This window comes from Bifidobacterium sp. B4111 (assembly GCF_026537235.1).
Classification (GTDB): Bacteria; Actinomycetota; Actinomycetes; order Actinomycetales; family Bifidobacteriaceae; genus Bombiscardovia.
Map to the genome: position 1 here is coordinate 120,253 of NZ_JAFNMO010000002.1, position 20,175 is coordinate 140,427.

Genomic DNA, 20,175 nt, shown 5'->3' on the forward strand with positions numbered 1-20,175 from the left:
GCCGAACATGCGAAGGCCCCGCCATGCTCTGTGGTCGGGGCCTTGCAGTCTTTCCAGGAACGGGGGCTCAGTGCCGGTTGTCCAGCCGATGGTAGAGCTCGGCTGCTCGCAGGTCGGCCTCGAAACGTCTGGGTTCGCTGTTTTCGTCAATGACGGCCAGCTCCACTCCGGCCATCCGCGCGAAGTCCTCCCAGGCCTCACGGCCCACGGTGGTGGTCATGCAGGTATGATGCGCCGCGCCAGCGCGCAGCCAGCACTCAGCCGAGACCTTGAGCGAGGGCCGGGGCTTCCAGAGTGCACGGGCCACAGGCAGCTTGGCCAGGGATCCGCCGGGCTCAACCACATCCACCACGTTCATGACCAGGCGGAAGCGTTCACGTACATCCGCCAGGGAGATGACCACGGCATCCGTGCAGGGTGTGGCCGTGAAGACCAGACGCACAGGGTCCTCTCTGTCGCCAATGGACAGCGGGTGGATCTCCAGGCGGGGCCGCCCCTCGGTCAGCAGCGTGGGCGAGACCTCCAGCATGTGGGCGCCCATGATCTCCTCGTGACCTGGCACAAAGTTATAGGAGTAATCCTCCATGAGCGAGCAGCCGCCCTTGAGCCCATAGCCCATGACGTTGCCGATACGGATCAGAACCGAGGTCTTCCAATCGCCCTCTGCCGAGAATCCATACCCGTCAGCCATCAGCCGCTGGGCCCCCACGCCGGGCAGCTGATGCAGGCCACCCAGATCCTGGAAGTTGTCCACGGCGGCCGAGGCGCCCACCTCCTCCATCATGGCGCGCATGCCGAGCTCCTCGCGGGCGGCCACAGCCAGGGAGTCGTACCGGGAGTCCAGAAGCTCGGGAGCCACCTCATAGCTGCTCTTGTAGTCCTCGATCAAATCCTTGACCTGGTCGTCAGCGACGGCGCTCACATGGTCCACCAGCTCATTGACCGGCCAGGTGTTGACGGAGACTCCGAAGACCCGCTCGGCTTCGGTCTTGTCGCCCTCGGTGACGGCGACATCGCGCATGTTGTCGCCCCAGCGGCAGACCTTCATGTTGTTGGCGGCGTCCCAGCCGGCGCAGGCGCGCGCCCAGACGCCGATCTTGTCGGCGACCTCGGGATCGGTGTAATGGCCGACCACGATCTTGCGCGGGATCCCCAGCCTGGTCAGGATGTAGCCAAACTCCCGGTCTCCATGGGCCGATTGGTTCAGGTTCATGAAGTCCATGTCAATGGTGTCCCAGGGGATCTCCATATGGTGCTGGGTGTTCAGCTGCAGGAGCGGCTTGCGCAGCCTCTCCAGGCCACGGATCCACATCTTGGCCGGGCTGAAGGTATGCATCCAGGCCACCACGCCGATGCAGGCAGGGTCCGAAGAGGCCTCGACCATGAAGTTCAGGATGGAATCAGAATCCTTCAGTGTGGGCTTCAGGACCAGCTTGACCGGGATGCGGCCGGATTCGTTGAGAGACTTGGCAATGTCCGCAGCCTGAACGCCCACCTGGCGCAGGGTCTCTTCGCCATAGAGGTCCTGGGAACCGACGGCGAACCAAAGCTCTTTGCCTTCGAATGGATTTTTCATGCTCATGCTTGCTCCTTTGCTTATGCGTTTGTGCGATGTGATTGCCCGACCGGTTCAGCGCTGGCCATAGACGTGTTGGTAGCGGTCGTTGAGCCGGGCTATGTCGGCCGGATCGATAGGCTTGGGCGTGCCGATCTGCTCAGCCGCCCAGACCGTGTGGGCCACCTCCTCGGTCATGGCGGCCGCCTTGACCGCGGCCTCAGCATCGGTTCCCACAGTGAATGGCCCATGGTTGCGCATGAGCACGGCAGGGCAGCCGGGGTGGCCCTTGAGGGTGTCGACCACACCCTTGCCGATGGCTTCCGAACCGATCAGCTCGAAGGGGCCCACGGGAACGGGACCGCCGAACTCGTCGCCCATCATGGTCAGCACGCAGGGGATGTCCCTGCCGGTGGCCGCCCAGGCGGTGGCATAGGTGGAATGGGTGTGGACCACGCCGTAGACCTCGGGCATGTGCCGGTAGATATAGGCGTGGGACAGCGTATCCGAGGAGGGGGCCTCGGCGCCGTCAACCACATTGCCATCCAGATCGGTGACCACCATGGATCCCGGGGTCAGATGCTCATAGCGCACCCCCGAGGGCTTGATGACCATCAGATCGGCAGAACGCAAACGCTGCGAGACGTTGCCCGCCGTCCAGACCACCAGATTCCACCTGGTCAGCTGCGCATGGAGGGTGGCCACTTGCTCGCGCACCAGCTTCACCTCGTCGCGCACCTGGGGTGAATAATCAGCCAAGGACACCATTCTGCAACTCCTTTTCCCGGCCCGATCCCGCTGATCCGGCCGCTTGACGTTTATTTCGTTCCCTGCCTCATCCCTGCAAGGGAATGGTCTTTACGGCCGCCTGTTCGATGGGCAGGCCCTTGGCGAAGCGGCCGAAGAAGGCTCTGAAGCCTTTCACGTCGGCCGGGTCCGGCTGCTCTGTAGTGGACTGAACGCCCGCAAAGACATTGGCGTCCAGGTAATCGGCCAGCGTCTGGTCGGCATGGCCCAGGTAGTCGGCCAGGACGGCCATGCCCCATGCGCCCCCCTCGACCGCTGTAGACATAACCTTGATGGGGGCGTTGAAGGCAGCCGCAAGGATCCGCTGAGCCACCACAGGGGTGGCGAAGATGCCGCCGTGACCGACCATGGTATCCACCTGGACATGCTCCTGGCGGGTCATCACATCCATGCCGATGGTGACCGGCGAGAAAGCCGAATAGAGCTGGGCCCGCATGAAGTTGGCCAGGGTCATCCGCCCCTCGGGGCCGCGTGCAAAGACCGGGCGGCCCTCCTCCAGGCCAGCCAGGAACTCCCCGGAATAGAAGCAGTAGTTGATCAGCCCGCCGGCATCCTTGTCACCCCGGAGCGCCTGGTTGAACAATGCGGCGTAGAGCGCATCCCCCTTCAGGTCCAGGCCGACCACCTTGGCGAAGTCTCCGAACAAGCCCACCCAGGCGTTCAGATCCGAGGTGAAATTGTTGGCGTGGCTCATGCCGGCCGGATCTCCAGCCGGGGTGGTGACCGGATCCACCTCGGGATGGAAATCGCGCAGGGGATGCTCCAGGACCACCATGGCAAAGATGGACGTGCCTGCAGACACGTTCCCGGTGCGGGGGCGGACCGCGTTGGTCGCCACCATGCCGGTTCCAGCATCGCCCTCGGGCGGCGCCATGGGCACGCCGGGCTGCAGCCGGCCGCTGGGATCCAGCAGGGCGGCGCCCTCGGAGGTCAGTGCGCCCGCCCGGCTGCCGGCGGTCAGCGGCTCAGGCAGCAGGTCGTGGATGTCCCAGGGCTGCGCCTGAACCCGGGGCAGCTTGGAGAAGATGTCCAGCAGGCTCTGATCGAACTCCTTGCGGGAGGAATCGATGGGGAACATGCCCGAAGCGTCGCCGATGCCGATGACCTTGCGGCCGGAGAGCCTCCAGTGCATATAGCCGGCCAGCGTGGTGATGTAGGCCACCCTGGGCACATGCTCCTCGCCGTTCAGGATGGCCTGGTAGAGGTGGGCGATGGACCAGCGTTCGGGAATGTTGATCCTGAAGGCCTTTGACAGGGCCTCGTGGGCCTGGCGGGTGTTGGTGTTGCGCCAGGTGCGGAAGGGCACCAGCAACCGGCCGTCCTTGTCGAAGGCCAGATAGCCGTGCATCATGGCCGATATCCCCATGGCGCCGATCCTGGTCAGCGTCACTCCGTACCGGCGGAGGACATCCTCGGCCATGGCCGAGTAGGCCGCCTGCAGACCCTGGTGGACCTGTTCCATGGAGTAGGTCCACAGGCCATCCTCCAGCCGGTTCTCCCACTCGACGTCCCCGGTGGCCAGCGTCCGGTAGTCATGGTCGATCAGCACCGCCTTGATGCGGGTGGAACCGAATTCGATGCCCAGACTGGTCTTGCCCTCCTCCAGTTCGCTCACGATGACACCTTGCTCGCCTACCGCCATGTCTGCTCCTTTGCCTGATATGTTAACGCTCACATAATCTGGTCCCGATTGTATCCGAGACCGAAGCGACAGGCAAGCCCGGGGGAAATGCGGGCCGACGGGGTCAGAACCGCTTGACGGCGTAGCCTAGCGACCGACGCGGAACCACATCCGCCTTGATAAGCCCCACCCCATGACGGGTGACGGGAAAGTCCACCGGCTGGCCCTGGTGGAGCAGAGCCAGAACCTGCCGCATGGTGGCCACCCCCAGATCCTCGAAGCGGGGACGAACCGTGGCCAGCGGCGGAAACATATTATCCACAGTGGGAACGTCGTCGAAACCCACCAGACTTATGTCCCCTGGAATGCGGATGCCGTGCTCCTGCAGGGACCGGGCCACGCCCACAGCCTGGTTGTCGTTGGCGGTGACCACAGCCGAGGGCAGGGAGGCGCCGCTCATGCCCCGCTGATCGATCAGTTGGTTCATCAGCATGTAGGACTCCCCCGCCTCCCAACTGCGGGCATGGACCACGGCCGTCCGAATGCGGCAGCGGGCGCATGCCACCTTCCAGGAGGCCAGTCGCGTGGCCGCATCTCGCCACTGCGAAGGACCGGCCATGTACAGCACCCGCCGATGGCCCCGGGAGACCAGCAGCCGGGCCAGACGCTGGACGGCACCCCACTGGTCGATTCCAGTCAGGGCTATCCGTCCGTCGCCCCGCCTGTGACCCAGGGCCTCCTCGACGCTGGTGATGCCATGCGTGGAAGTGACGATGACCCGGGGCTGACCTACCTCTGTTTGGCAGGCGGCCTGGAACATGGTGTCGGTGGGCGTCAGAAAAATGAAGGCATCCACATTCTGCTCAAGGAAGGTGCCGCAGAGCTCCTGGAAACCCCTAAGAGTGCAGGCCGACTCGTCCACCATCATGACCGACATGAACAGACCATGGGAACGGGCCACGGTCTCGATGGCCGTAATCGACGAGACAGGCCCAAAGAGACTGACGCCGCCAGCCACCAGACCGATGGTCCTGCTGCGGCTGGAAGCCAGTGCCCGCGCCGAGTTGCTGGGTCGGTAGCCCAGCTTCCTGATGGCCTGCTGGACCTTGAACCGGGTAGCAGGTGAGACATCCTTGGAATTGTTGATGACTCTGGACACGGTCTGGTGGGAGACCCCGGCCAGCCGTGCGACCTCGAACATGGAGGGGCGCTTGGACCGTGAATTGCCGCCGCTGCCTGCGGGCATATGACCTTCTTCCGATAGCCGTGTCGACCGTTCCGATATTAGCTCCCGCCGGGACTGGACGAGGGCAGATGCCAGCTGACACGATGCAGACGGCTGGGCCCCAGACGGCGAATGGCCTCCAGGTGGGCAGGCGCCCCATACCCCTTGTTGCGCTCCCACTGGTATGGGGCCAGGGCTGGATCGGAGGCGGCCAGCCGAACCATAAGCCGGTCACGGGTGACCTTGGCGATGACCGCTGCGCAGGCCACACTGGCGCAGTGGGCGTCGCCCTTGACCTGTGTGGAAACCTTGGGCAGAACCGGAAGGTCGGGTGCGTCAAAGCTATCGGCGGCCAAGGTGATGTAGTCGTGGGGGCCGTCAAGGATGGCGGCCAGCCGGCAGCCAGGCCCCAGGCCCATCCCATGCTCCAATTCGGCCAGTGCACGCAGGGCGGCGATGCCCAGGGCATGAACGATGCCCCACTGGTCGATCTCATGGTTGGAGCAGGCCCCCACCGCCCAGCCAGCAGCCCAGTCCTCAAGATCACGGTACATGGCCAGCCGACACGCAGGGGTCAGCATCTTGGAGTCCGCCACCCCCTCAGGGACTGTCAAATGAGGCAGGTCAGCGGACCGGACCGCCACCACGCCGACCATGGCCGGGCCTGCCAGGGCACCGCGGCCGACCTCATCAAGGCCCAGCACATACTCAGCTCCCTGGTCAGCTAGAGCAGCCTCGGTCGCCAGGGTCGGCAAGATCCGCCTCACAGTCGGTTCAGTCCTGCGTCGGCTCGGGCACGGCGTCGAAGACCTTGTGCTGGTTGTTGAGCAGCTTCCAGCTGCCCACAGGGTAATAAGTCAGCAAACCGGTGCCCTTGATGTTCTCCATGGGGACCAGCCCATTGTGACCGTCATCCTTGTGCAGGCGAGAATCGGCGGAGTTGGAGCGATTGTCGCCCATGACGAAGACGTACCCAGGGTCCACCTTGACCTTGAAGGCAAAGGAACTGGGCTCCACTCCTGGGCGTAGGTAGGAGCTCTCATCCAAGGCGACGCCGTTGACGGTGACTGGGGCGCCATGACCCTTGCAGGCCACTGTGTCACCGGGCATGCCGATCAGGCGTTTGACCAGGTGACTGCCGCGGAAGCTTGGCGTGGACTCTTCGCCTAGCCAGTTAGCAGGGTCGGTGAAGACCACCACATCCCCTCGGCGGGGGGCCACCATGGATCTGGTCAGCCTGTGAGTGGTCAGGATTCTGTCCCCGATGCCGAGGGTGTTCTCCATGGACCCGGAAGGGATGACGTAGATGCTGAGCAAAAATATGCGCAGGATGGCGACGACGGCCAACAGGGCAACCAGCTCGAACAGAAACTCGGGTAGAAAACCGCGTTCGCCCAGCCGTGGATGACTGCCCTTGGTGGAGCCACGTCCACCAGGACGGTCTAAGGCATGGCGGGGCGGCACTGGGGCTGAGGTGGCCCGTATGCCGTCCGGGTACGGGATTCCCGACGGGGTCGCTTCCTCATCCCGAAAAACCATATCCACTCCTTGCCATCAGCAGGAACCCGCACGCAAAAGATTCCGCATGCCTCATAGCGTACACACCCAAGCATGGAAAAACCCGGGAGAACTGCATCCCGGGTGTTAGCGGCCAGGCCTGGGCTGGATCGCTCGGACCGAACCTACTTGTTGGACTCGGCCTTGTTGTCACGCCGTTCGACAATGCGGGCGGCCTTGCCGTGCAGCCCACGCAGATAGTAGAGCTTGGCGCGACGGACGCGGCCGTGGCGCAGCACCTTGATGGAGTCAATCTGGGGAGAGTGCAGAGGGAAGCGGCGCTCGACGCCCACGCCGAAGCTGACCTTGCGCACCAGGATGGTCTCGCGCACGCCGGCGCCCTGGCGGGCGATCACCACGCCCGTGAAGGCCTGGATACGGGAGTTGTTGCCCTCAGTGATGTTGACGTTGACCTCGACGGTATCGCCGGGACGGAAGTCGGGGATCTGCTCCGCAGGCTTCATGTGGCTGGCGTCAAATTCCTGAATCGCGTTCATGCTGTTCCTCCATGGCCGCCGCACATCGACCCATGACATGGACCGCAACCACCAAAGGAGGCGATCCTGGACGGAACCCGACGGTCTGCCGTCGGGGGTGCCGATCCGCCGGAGCATCCGGCTGGACCTGAAAGGAAGGGAGCCCATGCGGCAGCCGCCCTTCCGGCGAATAACTCTCCGATAATATACCACGAGCCGGACCTGCGAGGGCCCGGCTGAACATCAGCGGCGATGGGCCCTGTAGAAGGCAATCAGGGACTTTGTGGACTGATCCTGTTCGGCCAGTGCCTGGTCGTCCCGGGAGATGGCCGGCGTAATTTCACGGGCCAGCTTCTTGCCCAGCTCAACGCCCCACTGGTCGAAGGAGTCAATGCCCCAGACTGTGCCCTCGGTCAGCGTGATGTGCTCGTAGAGGGCGATCAGCTCGCCCAGGGCGGCCGGAGTAAGCGCATCACCGAAAATGGATGTGGTGGGGCGGTTGCCGGTGAAGACCCGGGCCGGGACGATGGCCTCCGGAGTACCTTCGGCGCGGACCTCGTCGGCGGTTTTGCCGAAGGCCAGAGCCTTGGTCTGGGCCAGGAAGTTGGCCAGGAAGAGCTCATGCACGTCCTGGTCGCCGTCCTTGGCCGGATTGGGAGTATTGGCAAAGGCGATGAAGTCAGCGGGAATCAGTCGAGTGCCCTGGTGGATCAGCTGGTAGAAGGCATGCTGGCCGTTAGTGCCCGGCTCCCCCCAGAAGATTTCGCCGGTCAGGCTGGTCACTGGCGTGCCGTCCCAGCGCACAGACTTGCCGTTGGACTCCATGGTCAGCTGCTGCAGATAGGCCGGGAAGCGGTGCAGATACTGGTCGTAGGGCAGCACGGCGTGCGAGTGGGCGCCGAAGAAATTGACATACCAGACGTTGAGCAGGCCCATCAGGGCAACTACATTCCGATCCAGAGGAGTGGCGCGGAAGTAGCGATCCACGGTGTTAAAGCCCTTGAGGAACTCCTCGAAGCGGTCCGGTCCGATAGTGATGGCCAAGGAGGTGCCCACGGCGGAATCCACCGAGTACCGTCCGCCGACCCAGTTCCAGAAACCGAAGACGTTGTCCGGATCGATGCCGAAGTCGCGGACCTTGTCCAGGGCGGTTGAGACGGCGATGAAGTGTCGGCGGATGGCCTCGGCTGAGAGGTCCTCACCGTCCTTGGACAGCAGGCCACGCCCCCCTAGGCTCTTCAGGAGCCAGGCACGGGCCTGGCGGGCGTTGGTCAGTGTTTCCAGGGTCGTGAAGGTCTTGGAGACGATGATGAAGAGCGTGGTCTCCGGATCCAGGTCGCGCGTCTTCTCGGCCAGATCGTTGGGATCGATGTTGGAGATATAGCGGGCGCTGATGCCCGCATCCGCATAGGGCTTCAGGGCCTCGTAAGCCATAACCGGGCCAAGGTCGGAGCCGCCGATGCCAATGTTGACCACGGTGGTGATCCGTTTGCCGGTCAGACCGGTCCAGCTGCCCGAGCGGACCTGGTCGGCAAAGGCATAGATGCGCTTAAGAGTGTCGCGGACATCGCCTACCACATCCTGTCCGTCCACAACCAGCCGGCCGCGATCCTCCTCGGGGCGGCGCAGGGCTGTATGCAGAACGGCCCTGTCCTCGGTGTTGTTGATGTGCTCGCCATTGAACATGGCTTCGATCCGCTCCTCAAGGCCGACCTCGCGGCCCAGCTGGGCCAGCAGGGACAGGGTGTCGGGCCGAATCAGGTTTTTGGACAGATCAATATAGAGATCACCCAGCTCGAAGCTCAGCTTTTCGGTGCGCTGCGGGTCCTTGGCGAACCATGCGCGCAGATCGATCCCCTGGCGCTGCATGTCGTCGAAGTGCTGGTGCAAGGCCGCCCAGGCCTTGGTACTGGTAGCATCCACTGGAGGATTGATGGCCATGGTTATTTGGGTCCTTTCATGAGGTGATGCCCGTTCTACCGAGCACCCGGTTCTGTAACCCAAACTACTCACAAAAGCAGACAGAAGACAACAAAATCAGTCAATCTTCTTAACCGAGCCGAATCGCTGTCAGAGTATGTCGTCACGGCCGTACTGGGCCAGCTTGGCCACCATGTCCTTGACCTCCTGGCTGCGGGCCCGGGGGGCCACCAGGAGAGCATCGGGAGTATCGACGACGATCATGTCATCCACACCGAGAAGGGCGACCGTGCGTTCCGAGCCCGGCACGACCATGTCTCCGGCTGAATCCAAATACATGACCCGGTCAGCGTCACCCAGAATCTTGATGTTGCGCCTGTTGGATGACGGAAGCAGGCCGGCCACTGAATTGAAGTCGCCGATGTCATCCCAATCGAATCCCCCCGGAACAACCGCCACGCCGCCGGCCGCCGATAGGGGCTCGGCCACAGCATAGTCAAAGGCGATCTTCTCGATGCCCGGCCAGTGCTCCTCCATGGCCTCGCTGCGGGCCTGCTCACCCTGGTCCCAGACCTGGGCGATGGCCATGACCGCGGCGTATAGCTCCGGCTTGTAACGACGCAGGCAGTCCAGAAGCACCTGCGCCTGCATGACGAACATGCCTGCGTTCCAGCGATACTCTCCTGTGGACAGGTAGGCCTGTGCCGTAGAGGCATCCGGCTTCTCGACAAATTCGCTGACCAGACGGGCATCAGGGGCCCCGGGAATGCGATCGGCCAGGGAGGGACCTTGGTGGATGTAGCCGAAGGCGGTGGAAGGACGGGAGGCGGCGATGCCGATGGTAGTCACGTAGCCGGCGCGGGCCGCCGCCACCGCCTGTCCCACTGAGGCAGCGAACGCCTTGTCGTCACGGATGATGTGGTCTGCGGCGAAGGAGCCCACGATGATCTCCCCGCCATGTCGCTGAGCCAGCACAGCCGTAGCCAGGGCTATGGCCGCCGTGGAGTCGCGTGGAACGGGCTCAGCGAAGAGCGCGTCCGGAGCCAGTTTCGGAAGCTGCTTGCGCACCTGGGCCACATGCCGCTGCCCTGTGGAAACGACCACATGGTCCGCTCCGCAGATGCCGGCCAGCCGGTCAAAGGTGCCTTGGATCATTGTTCTACCTGACCCCAGGAGATCATAGAGGAACTTGGGCCGGTCCTGGCGGCTCAGGGGCCAGAGCCGGGTGCCCACCCCACCGGCCGGAATGACGGCATAGAAATTATCGAGGTCCATGCCCCTATTGTGTCAAGGAGCTTGTACACCCTTGGCCCGAGGACCAAGGCGTTTTTATCCCGAGCATCCAGTATGATGAAACCTGCTGTCTTCATCCGGCCAGCCCGGAGGCAAGGCGAAGGCCACTTTAGCTCAGTTGGCAGAGCGTCTCACTCGTAATGAGAAGGTCGACAGTTCGATTCTGTCAAGTGGCTCTTTTGACAGCTGCCCTTTGCAGGGGTTAGGTATGCAGCAGGCGCGAGTGGCGTAATGGTAGCCGCGCAGGATTTAGGTTCCTGTGTCTTCGGACGTGTGGGTTCGAGTCCCATCTCGCGCACAGGTATTAAGAACAGGGCCCGTCCCCGCCTCCTGGTTCCATGGAGGCGGGGACGGGCCCTGGCTGATGCGTCCTAGGTCAGCGGCGGTTTTCCTGCTTGTTCCTCAGGCAGGCCACGAAGCCGACCAGGCCAAGCGCCATCAGCAGCAAGATCCTGAACACGGCCAGGGGCCACCCGCCCGTCAACGGCAAAGCCGAGTTGGAAGGACGGAACTCCAGCGTCTGCGACACCGCAGCTGACTGGTTTCCTCCTTGGAACCTTCCCTGGGCGTCAGCGCCCTCAGCATCATCGGAAAGCACCTGCGCAGTGAACTCGCCCTTGTTGACGCCCTCAGGCGGAACCGCCTGCCACAAGCCCTGGTCACCCACAACGACATCCGTACTGCTATTGCCGGGCCAGGTTATACGCACCACGGTCCCCTTGGTTTCAGGAACCTTCGCATCCCCGTCCACATACTTATAGGCCCTGCCCGCCACCTGGAAGACGTCATGGCGATCAACGGTCAGCGTGGTAGGAGTCATGTCCACCTTCCGCTCGATCGAAGCCGGCTCCGAGCTGACGTTCATCGGGTTGATCATCTCAACCTGGAAGGCGTACGTCTGCGTCTCGTCGCTGCCGTTGTAGCCGGTGAACCTGCCAGCAGGGATGCTCAGCGTCCAGGACCAGGCGGAAGCCGCCGTCTTGACGACCTTGAGCACAGAACCCGACGCTGGATCCGAGACAGAAGAAGCAGTGCCGACCGCCGCATCCCTCTGGAAGGTATCGGCCGGGGCGGTCACCAGAGGAGTCCAGCCCGAAGCGGCCCCCTGCTTCATCGAAACAGCCATCTTCGAACCAGCCATCCCCAGCCCCCCCGAAGACCAGGCCGTATACACAGGCGACGCCTCACCCCTGAACTCGACGACCGAACCTGCACGCAGACTCCCGTTCACCGTATGAGGCACAGCGACCGCGAGCTTGCCCGCATCCGGAGCATTCTCCCCGGACACGAAATAAGCCGTGCCGACATTCGAGAAGAAAGAAGTCAAACCGAACCCGGAGGTGGATTCAACCACCCAGGCATGATACCGCCGGTACCCGCTATACTTGTTGGGATCCGGCGCCGGATACTGCTTATTGTCGTCCTGTACCTGCCAGGAGCCCCCCTGCCTGCTGCCAGCATCGACCCTGCACTCGGCCTCGCCCAGCCTGAACCCCCACGTGTCCGCGCTTCTGGCCAAGGCGTCATCATTCCGGCCCTGCCCGCCGCCGATGGGATTGGCAGGATCCTCCCCATAAAGAACAACCATGTTGGGATGCGCCTCATCCCTGGAAGGCGTGCACTCACCACTGACCACCGGAGCAAGCCTGCTGGTATACACGCTCCCCGAAGCATCCAAAGGACTGCCCGCATCATTCTCGATCTTCGTGATCGTCGGATCCTTAGGACGGGCCACATCATACTTGTAAAAAGCCGTATTGATGGTCTGCCCCGCAGTCAGGTTCCTGTCCTTCGTCGAAGCGGACATGTTGTCATCTATCCCCACAAGACCTTTGCTCATGGGGTTGTACACTTCAGGACTGACCGTGCAAGCGCTCCCATCCCGGTTCGTGGTCACAGGCCACGTGACCATCTTGAAATAACCATCAAGACCCTGCTTCTCCTTAGCCTCCCTGAAATCAATCCCCCCATCAGCCTTCTGCGCAGGCATAGGATTGCCATCCCTATCAGTCGCGAACAACTCATTCGGATTATTCCGCTGCTTAGGCAAATTAAAAGCCGAATACGAATCGACCGAGGACGTCGCCCCGCTCGAATCAGTGAGCGTATTGGGAGACGGCTGCTGGCCCGTCACCAGAACCGGCTCAGGAGTCAGCTCATCAACAGGCACCCACTCGCCATCCTTCAAAGCCACCCACTGGTAATAATACGAATTCGTCTGCGAACATACATCAGAGCCGCCGCGAACATTCAGCCAGTATGTGAAGAAAGACCGGGACGGGGCTGTTCCCGGAGCAGTGCCATTAATGCCGTTATAAGCAGGAAAACCATAATCAGTCACCATGCCCCAATTAGCCTGATGACCTCCGTAAAGACTTGGATGGTAATCCCAGCCTACCCAAGACCACGGCCCGCTGCACTGAAGATTAGCGCCACTGCCCAGGCAGTCTTTCATGTACTTCTTGAAGCCCCTGCCCTCAGCCGTTAAAGGCGCGGTGATATTGGATGTTCGATCCGGCGCCTTAATATTAATATCAGGATAAAAAGTGCCACATTGATCAGCATCGGTATTAGAGGACCAGGACCAGGTATCAGTGGTACCAGTACCGCAACCCAAAGCTCCTATCTGCTGACCAACGACTGCAAATACGTTCAAAGACTGGTCGACACCGCCTGTTTTATAGTCTGACGGGCCGCCGCCACCATCCGGAATGTTCAAATCGCCCTCGATGGAAATGGTCAAATAGTCGTATAGACCGGAGTTTATGATCTTATGGACAGTGAAGAAATGTTGTTCATTCTGGGCCCACTTATAGGCTCCAGTCCAGGCCGGATCAGTGGATGATTTTGAAGCTATGGTGTTCAGATACTTTACTCGCCGGTAAATGTCCGGATTGTAACCGCCGTCATAATACTGATAAATGAAAGATAGATTACAGGAGCCCGTGGTGTCCATGCCGCCGGTAGCATTGGCGCAGGAAGGGTCGAACTCGTTGTGCTTCACGCGCAGGATGAAGTCCATGCGCACCTCATCCATGTAGGAATCAATCCTTTGGTTGTAAGCCAGCATCCTGTAAAGCAGCGGCTTCCTGCTGGCCGTCCCGTCCTGCCCGTCTACGGCATTCGCCTGACCGGCCGACAAGGCGCTCAGCCCAAGCGGAACAACCATGGCCAGCACCGCCAGAAGGGTCACCAGAACAGCGATAATCGAACGGTTCACTTGCAGTGATCCCCTATTGTTCCGTTCTTGCAATTGCTTCAATACGAAACCCCCAAATCCCGATAAAGTCATGTGCTAGAACAGATCAACTTTGCTCTTAGTCTTTCCCTTAATACCGCCGACTCTATCACAGAGATAAAAGAATCGCACCTTCGCGTTTTCTTTACCAGCTTCAAGCACAACCGGCATTCAGGGCATGATCATCGATGCTTCGCGACCGTTCACCGTATGGAATCTATAAGGATTTATCAGCCTCTAACGCGGCCGTCGCCCAGCACCCAGCTGACGAGAATCGGCATGATGGCCGCCAAGGCCTTGCCCCTGTGCGAAATGGCGTTCTTTTCATCCGAGGTCATTTCCGCCGAGGTCAGAGGCTCCTGGTCGCTGGCGCGCCGAGGCTGGTCACGGGGCACGAAGATCGGATCGTAGCCAAACCCGTTTTCCCCTCGTGCCTGGCGGATGATGCTTCCGGGCATCTCGCCAGTCCTGGTCACCTGAGACCCACGGACGGCGTACCCTGGCACATCAGGAACGACTAGGGCGGCAGCGCAGACAAACCGCCCTCCCCTGTGACCGTCAGGAATGTCGTTCAGCTGGTTCAGCAAGAGCTCCAAGTTGGCTTGGTCGTCGCCGTGGCGGCCGCTCCACCTTGCCGAAAGGATTCCCGGGGCAGCGCCCATCACATCAACGACCAGCCCCGAGTCGTCCGCCAGCGCGGGCAGACCGGATTCCCGAGCGGCCTGCCTAGCCTTGATGAGAGCATTCTGCTGAAAAGTGGTGCCGGTCTCTACCGGATCGGGCAGGCCCAACTGGCCGGCCGAAACCAGCTCGATCCTCTGCCCCTCATGGGGCAGGAAACCGTTGAGTATACTACGAAGCTCACGCATTTTGCCCTCGTTGTGCGTGGCCACAACCACTTTTCTGGCCTGCCCCATACAGATTCTCCTCGCTGAAATACCTGCCCTAAGCGTCAGTCAGATGCCAGAGCCTTGTGCTGAGCGGCCTGAAGCTCCTTGTTCCCCTTGGATGCCAGGTCCAGCAAGAGGCCGAGCTCCTGACGGCAGAAGGGACGATGCTCCGCCGTTCCCTGTATCTCTATGAAATCGCCGGAGCCGGTCATCGACACGTTCATATCGGTCATGGCCCGGCTGTCCTCCAGATAAGGAAGATCAAGCATGGGGTTACCATCGATGATGCCCACCGAGACGGCCGAGACGCAATCCTTGGTCACCTTGTCGGCGCTGCGGATGTGATGATGGTCCTGGGCCCATCGGAGGGCATCGACCATGGCCACGTAGGCGCCGGTGACGGAGGCCGTACGGGTGCCGCCGTCGGCCTGGAGCACGTCGCAGTCAAGCTGGATCTGGTTTTCGCCCAAGGCCTTCATGTCCACTACGCCGCGCAGACAACGCCCTATCAGCCGGCTGATCTCCTGGGTGCGTCCACCGACCTTTCCGCGGACCGATTCCCGTGCAGTCCTGTCGCTGGTGGCTCTGGGAAGCATGGCGTACTCGGCCGTGACCCAGCCCAGTCCGGAGTCCTTGCGCCAACGGGGCAGCGTCGGCGTGAAGGAGGCCGTGCACATGACCCGGGTCTTGCCGCACTCAATCAGCACCGATCCCTCGGGGGCATCCGTCCAATGCCGGGTGATGACGACCGGTCGCAATTCATCAGCCGCCCTGCCGTCAGGCCGCAACACGGCACCTTCCTGGAGCATGTCCTTGATAGCAACCATCAGTGATGATCCTTTCCTGTTCCGCCCAGGCTCCCCTGGTCTGGTCCCTATTATTCCGTCAGCCATCTACCGATCAATGGTCAGCGGTGTCTTGGCCGGCAGGATGCGATCAATCAGGAAGATGACCAGCGACAGGGCGAAGAAAACGACCAGGTACTCAGCCAGGTTGACCAACAGCTGGGCCCATCCCAAGTGTCCGAGGTCCAAGAAGGCATAGGGGTAGGGATTACCGCCCGGCTGCGGTCCCGAATGAGGCCAGATGGCGGCCCTGATCAGCACAAAAGCCACATAGAAGGGGAAATAGATCAGCCAAGTCAGCACATTGTGCCAATGGAAACGACGATGAGGGTCGAACAAGAGGAAGTCCACCGATGCCAGGATGGGGCTGATGACGTGAATCATCCATGTGGTCCGGATGCCCAGGACCAGCTTGTAGTCCGTGCTGTTCAGCCCCAGAACCAGGATGGCCACCAGCCCGGTGATAACGATGTAGAGCGTCAGGCAGCCTTTAAGCCAGGCGGGAGGCTGGACGCCCTTGAGCAGGGTGGCCGCTCCGGCCCAGAGCATGACCAGACCTAGGGCGATATTGGTCTGGAAGGTAAAGTAGACCCACTTGTTGCCGATCCCCAGCAGCCAGGCCTCGTAGGTGCCGCCCAGGCAGAAAAAGGCGATCAGCAATCGGTAGATGCCCACGACGAATCTCATGCGGACCAGCATAGCCCACCTTGGGAGGGCAGGGCGAGCCAGGTGGCCGGAGGATTAGACTGGGTGCCAACCAAGTGCTTTTTCACCCACAAAGGGGAAAATATGAACGCTGAAAACAATAGCAAGGGCACCGGTACCTCTACGGCTCTGATGACCGATATGTACGAATACACCATGCTGGATGCAGCCTTGCAGGATGGTACGGCCGGACGCCAATCCGTCTTCGAGGTCTATACCAGACACCTGCCGGCAGGGCGCCGCTACGGAGTGGTGGCAGGCACTGGGCGGATTCTGGACGCGCTGGCGGATTTCCACCCCAGCGAGGATGAACTTCGCTTCCTGTCCGACCGTCGCATCGTCAGCCAGACCACCATCGACTGGCTGGAGCACTTCCGCTTCACCGGAACCATCCGCGGCTATCGGGAGGGCGAGATATTCTTCCCCGACTCCCCTATTCTGCAGGTCGAAGGCAGTTTCGGCGAGTGCACCCTCCTGGAGACGCTGATCCTGTCCATACTCAACTACGACTCGGCTGTGGCCTCGGCGGCCTCCCGCATGGTCACCGCAGCCAAGGGCCGGCCCTGCATGGATATGGGCGCGCGCCGTGCCAACGAATATGCAGCCGTGGCAGCGGCCAGAGCGGCCATAGTCGGCGGATTCCAGGGGACATCAAACCTGCTGGCGGCCAAGCGATATGGCTTTAAGGCCATCGGAACCGCAGCCCACTCATTCACCCTCCTTCATGACAATGAACGCGAGGCCTTCCAAGGGCAGATTCAGGCCCTGGGCAAGGGAACCACCCTGCTGACCGACACCTACTCCATCGAGGAGGCCGTCAGGACAGCCGTCGAGGTGGCCGGACCAGAGCTGGGCGGGGTCCGCATCGACTCTGGAGACCTGGGCTCGCTGGCCCAGCAGGTCCGCGCCCAGCTGGACTCCCTGGGAGCCACCAAGGCCACCATCACCGTCACCAACGATCTGGACGAGTACGCCATCGCCTCCCTGCAGAACGCTCCAGTGGACTCCTACGGGGTGGGCACCATGCTGGTCACCGGTTCGGGGGCCCCCACCTGCGCCATGGTCTACAAGCTGACCGAGCGCGAGAACTCCGACGGAGTCATGCAGGCCGTGGCCAAGAAGTCGGTGGGCAAGGCCTCGGTGCCGGGGCGCAAGCTGGCCTACCGCTCCTACCACAACGGGGTGGCCGACGCTGAGCACGTCATCTCGGGCGCCGAACAGGCTTTGTCGGCCTATACGCCTGATCAGGACTGGCGAGATCTGCTGGTCACCTACGTGGACCATGGCCAGAGCATGCCAGGGCACCATGGGGGGCAAGCCGTCCTGGACGCCCGTGAGCACCGGGCCAAGGCCCTTGAGGAGCTGCCCATCAACGCCCTGAGCCTGATGAAGGGCGAGCCTGTCCTGCCCACTCTGGTCAGGAGCATCTGATGGGCGCGCAATCCGAAAACCATCAGCCCGACTCAAGCCGATATGATTCCACAACCTACCGGCGCTGCGGAGACAGCGGTCTGAAATTGCCGCCCATTTGCCTGGGCTGCTGGCACAACTTCGGCGACACCACGCCCCTGGACCGTATGCAGGGACTATGCACGACGGCCTTCGACCACGGCATCACCCACTTCGACCTGGCTGACAATTACGGGCCTGGACCGGGCGCCGCCGAGCGCAACATGGGAATCATCCTGCAGAAATGCTTCAGCCACCATCGCCAGGAGCTGGTCATCTCCACCAAGGCCGGTTATGAAATGTGGCCTGGCCCTTACGGGGACCTCGGCTCACGCAAGCATCTGCTGTCCGGGCTGGACCAGAGCCTGAAACGGCTGGGACTTGACTATGTGGACATCTTCTACCACCACCGCCCCGACCCGGACACGCCCCTAGAAGAGACCATGGGCGCCCTGGCTCAGGCGGTCACCAGCGGCAAGGCCCTCTACCTTGGACTGTCCAACTACGACGGGCCGACCATGGCACGGGCCTCGGCCATCCTGACCGAGATGCACGTCCCCTTCATCATCAACCAAAACCGCTATTCCATCTTGGACAGGACCATCGAAGGCAACGGCCTCAAACAGACGACAATGAACGAGAAGAAGGGACTGATCGCCTTCAGCCCGCTGGCCCAGGGGCTGCTGACCGACCGCTACCTGCAGGGGATTCCCGAGGACAGCCGTATTCGGGCCGACGGCCGCTTCCTCAAGGAGTCCGCCCTGACCCCTCAGCGGCTGAAGCAGATCCAGAACCTGAACGGCCTGGCCCGTCAACGCGGCCAGAGTCTGGCAGAGATGGCTCTAGCCTGGCTGCTCAGGGACCCGGCTGTCACCTCGGTGCTCATCGGCGCCTCCAAGCCCGAGCAGATCATGGACAATCTCAAGGCTGTCGAATCCGCCGACTTCAGCCAGGAGGAGCTAGACCTCATCGACCGGATCGCCTTGGACAGGCAGTCCTGAAGCAGCCTGTGCCGCTCAGTAGCCTTCAGTGGCTGCCGCCGGTCATCTGTTCATAAATGCGCTTGCAGTCCGGACAGACCGGGTACTGGGAGGGGTCGTGCTTGGGCACCCAGACCTTGCCGCAGAGGGCCACGACAGGCCGGCCGGTCAGCTTGGACTCGGCGATGCGCTCACGGGAGACGTAGTGGGCGAACCGGTCGGCATCGCCCTGGTCGTTCAGGCGGGTCTTTTCGGCGGTCTCGGTGTCCGGACGGTCCAGAACGGCCGTACCAGTGCCCTGGTCGGGGTTCTGCTCCCGCTCCGGATCCTCCATGCGAATGCTCTTGCTTGCAGTCATGATATCCATGGTACGGCGGCGAGCTACACGTTCGCTCCCTATGACGCGCTACGCTGAGAATCATGACTATCGCTGTATGCCCTGGCTCATATGATCCGGTCACCTCCGGCCACATGGATGTGATCGAACGTTGCGCCTGCTTCTTCGAGACGGTCCACGTGGTCGTGGCCGTCAATGCCGCCAAGACCCCCATGTTTAGCGAACAGAAGCGGGTGGCCATGATCCGCCGGGCCCTGGACGAGGACGGATACCCGAACATCACCGTAGCCTCTACCGATGGCCTGATCACCGACTACTGCCGGAAGGTGGGGGCCTCGGTCATCGTCAAGGGACTGAGACAGAACGGGGACTATGAGGCCGAGCTGGGCATGGCCCTGGTCAATCGCAAGCTGTCCGGGGTGGAAACGCTCTTCCTGCCAGCAGATCCGGTAAGGGAGCACATCTCCAGCACCATCGTCAAGGACGTGGCCAGACATGGAGGGGACATCACCGGCATGGTCCCTGACAGCGTCGTGGATGCATTGATAGACACCTTGCACAGGGACACACCGCACACGGAAAAGAGCCAATGATGAACGAGCAGACCCAGGAGAGGGACGATAAGGAGCCTATCGACGACTCGACCAGAGCGAGCGCTCCCAGGTCCGCAGTCGACATGAAGGACCTGCCCGACCTGCAGGAGGATCGAAGCGAGAGCGGGAACCCCCGATCGGAATTCACCACCGTCTATGACATCATCGATCGGATCCAGGCCGTGCTGGATGAGGCCAAGGCCCCCATTTTCAGTCCGGGACTGGTCAAGGTAGACCGAGACGAGCTGGCCGACGATCTCAACGAGCTCAAGAAGATGCTGCCAGTGCAGCTGGAGCGGGCCTCGGCGCTCATGAGGGAGGCGGAACGCCGGCTGAACACGGCACAGACCCAGGCCAACGCCACCGTATCCGACGCCCAGAGTCGAGCTGCAGACATCGTCAAGGAGGCTGGCGAGCAGGCCCGCTTCCTGGCTGGTCAGGAGAATGTGGTGGCCATAGCCCGGCAGAAGGCCCAGACCATCATCGACACGGCCCAGGCCCAGGCAGACCGTCTGGTCCAGGGGGCCGATGGGTATGCCGCCCAGGTCATGGGCGAGCTCGACACCCAGCTGGGCAAGATGAGTCAGGATGTGCGTGCCGGCCTGGAGGTTCTCCACCAGCGTGAGCAGGAGGCAGCGCGTAGCATGAACGCGTCGGTCTCGGACCGGGGAAAGGAGACGTAGG

General features: G+C 62.0%; 18 protein-coding genes and 2 tRNA genes. 6 read left to right on the forward strand and 14 right to left on the reverse strand.

The annotated features are described in order from the left end of the window. Positions 1 to 67: 67 nt before the first annotated feature. The 9 genes from araA to J3T93_RS04445 all read right to left on the reverse strand — a co-directional run bounded on the left by araA (position 68) and on the right by J3T93_RS04445 (position 10,436). Positions 68 to 1,582: an L-arabinose isomerase gene (gene araA, locus J3T93_RS04405; protein ID WP_220236885.1), complete on the reverse strand. Its 1,515-nt coding sequence runs from the start codon at positions 1,580 to 1,582 to the stop codon at positions 68 to 70. A 48-nt stretch (positions 1,583 to 1,630) separates the two neighbouring features. Further along, on the reverse strand, positions 1,631 to 2,323 hold the full coding sequence (locus J3T93_RS04410) for an L-ribulose-5-phosphate 4-epimerase (protein WP_267430683.1): 693 nt from the start codon (positions 2,321 to 2,323) through the stop codon (positions 1,631 to 1,633). Positions 2,324 to 2,390: 67 nt separating this feature from the next. After that, entirely contained in the window at positions 2,391 to 4,004 is a 1,614-nt protein-coding gene (locus tag J3T93_RS04415) for a xylulokinase (protein WP_267430684.1), read from the reverse strand. A gap of 103 nt (positions 4,005 to 4,107) precedes the next feature. Further along, positions 4,108 to 5,229 carry a LacI family DNA-binding transcriptional regulator gene (locus tag J3T93_RS04420; protein ID WP_267401092.1) on the reverse strand — a complete coding sequence of 374 codons (1,122 nt, stop codon included), beginning with the start codon at positions 5,227 to 5,229 and terminating at the stop codon, positions 4,108 to 4,110. Positions 5,230 to 5,267: 38 nt separating this feature from the next. Beyond that, positions 5,268 to 5,975 (reverse strand): ribonuclease HII, encoded by a 708-nt coding sequence (locus tag J3T93_RS04425; RefSeq protein ID WP_267401091.1) that lies wholly within the window; start codon positions 5,973 to 5,975, stop codon positions 5,268 to 5,270. Between the two features lie 7 nt (positions 5,976 to 5,982). After that, entirely contained in the window at positions 5,983 to 6,747 is a 765-nt protein-coding gene (lepB, locus tag J3T93_RS04430) for a signal peptidase I (protein ID WP_267401090.1), read from the reverse strand. Between the two features lie 143 nt (positions 6,748 to 6,890). Then, a complete protein-coding gene (rplS, locus tag J3T93_RS04435) occupies positions 6,891 to 7,262 on the reverse strand; it encodes a 50S ribosomal protein L19 (RefSeq protein ID WP_220236880.1) in 372 nt (123 codons plus the stop codon). Between the two features lie 222 nt (positions 7,263 to 7,484). Further along, on the reverse strand, positions 7,485 to 9,182 hold the full coding sequence (gene pgi, locus J3T93_RS04440) for a glucose-6-phosphate isomerase (protein ID WP_267430685.1): 1,698 nt from the start codon (positions 9,180 to 9,182) through the stop codon (positions 7,485 to 7,487). Between the two features lie 129 nt (positions 9,183 to 9,311). Then, positions 9,312 to 10,436 (reverse strand): mannose-1-phosphate guanylyltransferase, encoded by a 1,125-nt coding sequence (locus J3T93_RS04445; RefSeq protein ID WP_267430687.1) that lies wholly within the window; start codon positions 10,434 to 10,436, stop codon positions 9,312 to 9,314. A gap of 121 nt (positions 10,437 to 10,557) precedes the next feature. Between J3T93_RS04445 and J3T93_RS04450 the strand changes: the two genes are divergently transcribed. Both J3T93_RS04450 and J3T93_RS04455 read left to right on the forward strand, forming a co-directional pair. Continuing rightward, positions 10,558 to 10,630, forward strand: a tRNA-Thr gene (locus J3T93_RS04450). Positions 10,631 to 10,671: 41 nt separating this feature from the next. Further along, positions 10,672 to 10,752: transfer RNA gene (locus J3T93_RS04455), tRNA-Leu, on the forward strand. 78 nt (positions 10,753 to 10,830) lie between these two features. Here the strand turns inward: J3T93_RS04455 and J3T93_RS04460 are convergent. From J3T93_RS04460 to J3T93_RS04475, 4 genes are all read right to left on the reverse strand, one after another. After that, positions 10,831 to 13,674: a hypothetical protein gene (locus tag J3T93_RS04460; RefSeq protein WP_267430688.1), complete on the reverse strand. Its 2,844-nt coding sequence runs from the start codon at positions 13,672 to 13,674 to the stop codon at positions 10,831 to 10,833. Positions 13,675 to 13,922: 248 nt separating this feature from the next. After that, the gene (gene rdgB / locus J3T93_RS04465; RefSeq protein WP_267430689.1) at positions 13,923 to 14,609 is read right to left on the reverse strand and encodes an RdgB/HAM1 family non-canonical purine NTP pyrophosphatase; all 687 of its coding nucleotides are present in this window, start codon (positions 14,607 to 14,609) and stop codon (positions 13,923 to 13,925) included. Between the two features lie 35 nt (positions 14,610 to 14,644). After that, positions 14,645 to 15,409, reverse strand: a complete 765-nt coding sequence (rph, locus tag J3T93_RS04470; protein ID WP_267430690.1) for a ribonuclease PH — start codon at positions 15,407 to 15,409, stop codon at positions 14,645 to 14,647. A 66-nt stretch (positions 15,410 to 15,475) separates the two neighbouring features. Then, entirely contained in the window at positions 15,476 to 16,114 is a 639-nt protein-coding gene (locus J3T93_RS04475) for a Pr6Pr family membrane protein (RefSeq protein ID WP_220236873.1), read from the reverse strand. Between the two features lie 102 nt (positions 16,115 to 16,216). Here J3T93_RS04475 and J3T93_RS04480 point away from each other — a divergent pair, with 102 nt between their 5' ends. Next, the gene (locus J3T93_RS04480; protein ID WP_267400602.1) at positions 16,217 to 17,563 is read left to right on the forward strand and encodes a nicotinate phosphoribosyltransferase; all 1,347 of its coding nucleotides are present in this window, start codon (positions 16,217 to 16,219) and stop codon (positions 17,561 to 17,563) included. Next, complete coding sequence (locus J3T93_RS04485; protein WP_267430691.1) at positions 17,563 to 18,582, forward strand: aldo/keto reductase; 1,020 nt, start codon at positions 17,563 to 17,565, stop codon at positions 18,580 to 18,582. Before J3T93_RS04480 ends, J3T93_RS04485 begins: the two co-directional genes overlap by 1 nt. A gap of 25 nt (positions 18,583 to 18,607) precedes the next feature. Here the strand turns inward: J3T93_RS04485 and J3T93_RS04490 are convergent, their stop codons facing one another. Then, on the reverse strand, positions 18,608 to 18,919 hold the full coding sequence (locus J3T93_RS04490) for a DUF3039 domain-containing protein (RefSeq protein ID WP_024627652.1): 312 nt from the start codon (positions 18,917 to 18,919) through the stop codon (positions 18,608 to 18,610). A gap of 62 nt (positions 18,920 to 18,981) precedes the next feature. Between J3T93_RS04490 and coaD the strand changes: the two genes are divergently transcribed. Together coaD and J3T93_RS04500 are read left to right on the forward strand one after the other, a co-directional pair. Continuing rightward, positions 18,982 to 19,491 (forward strand): pantetheine-phosphate adenylyltransferase, encoded by a 510-nt coding sequence (gene coaD / locus J3T93_RS04495; protein ID WP_267400600.1) that lies wholly within the window; start codon positions 18,982 to 18,984, stop codon positions 19,489 to 19,491. Continuing rightward, positions 19,488 to 20,174 (forward strand): cell division protein, encoded by a 687-nt coding sequence (locus J3T93_RS04500; RefSeq protein ID WP_267430692.1) that lies wholly within the window; start codon positions 19,488 to 19,490, stop codon positions 20,172 to 20,174. The genes coaD and J3T93_RS04500 overlap by 4 nt, the downstream gene beginning before the upstream one ends. The last annotated feature ends 1 nt before the right edge of the window (position 20,175 follow it).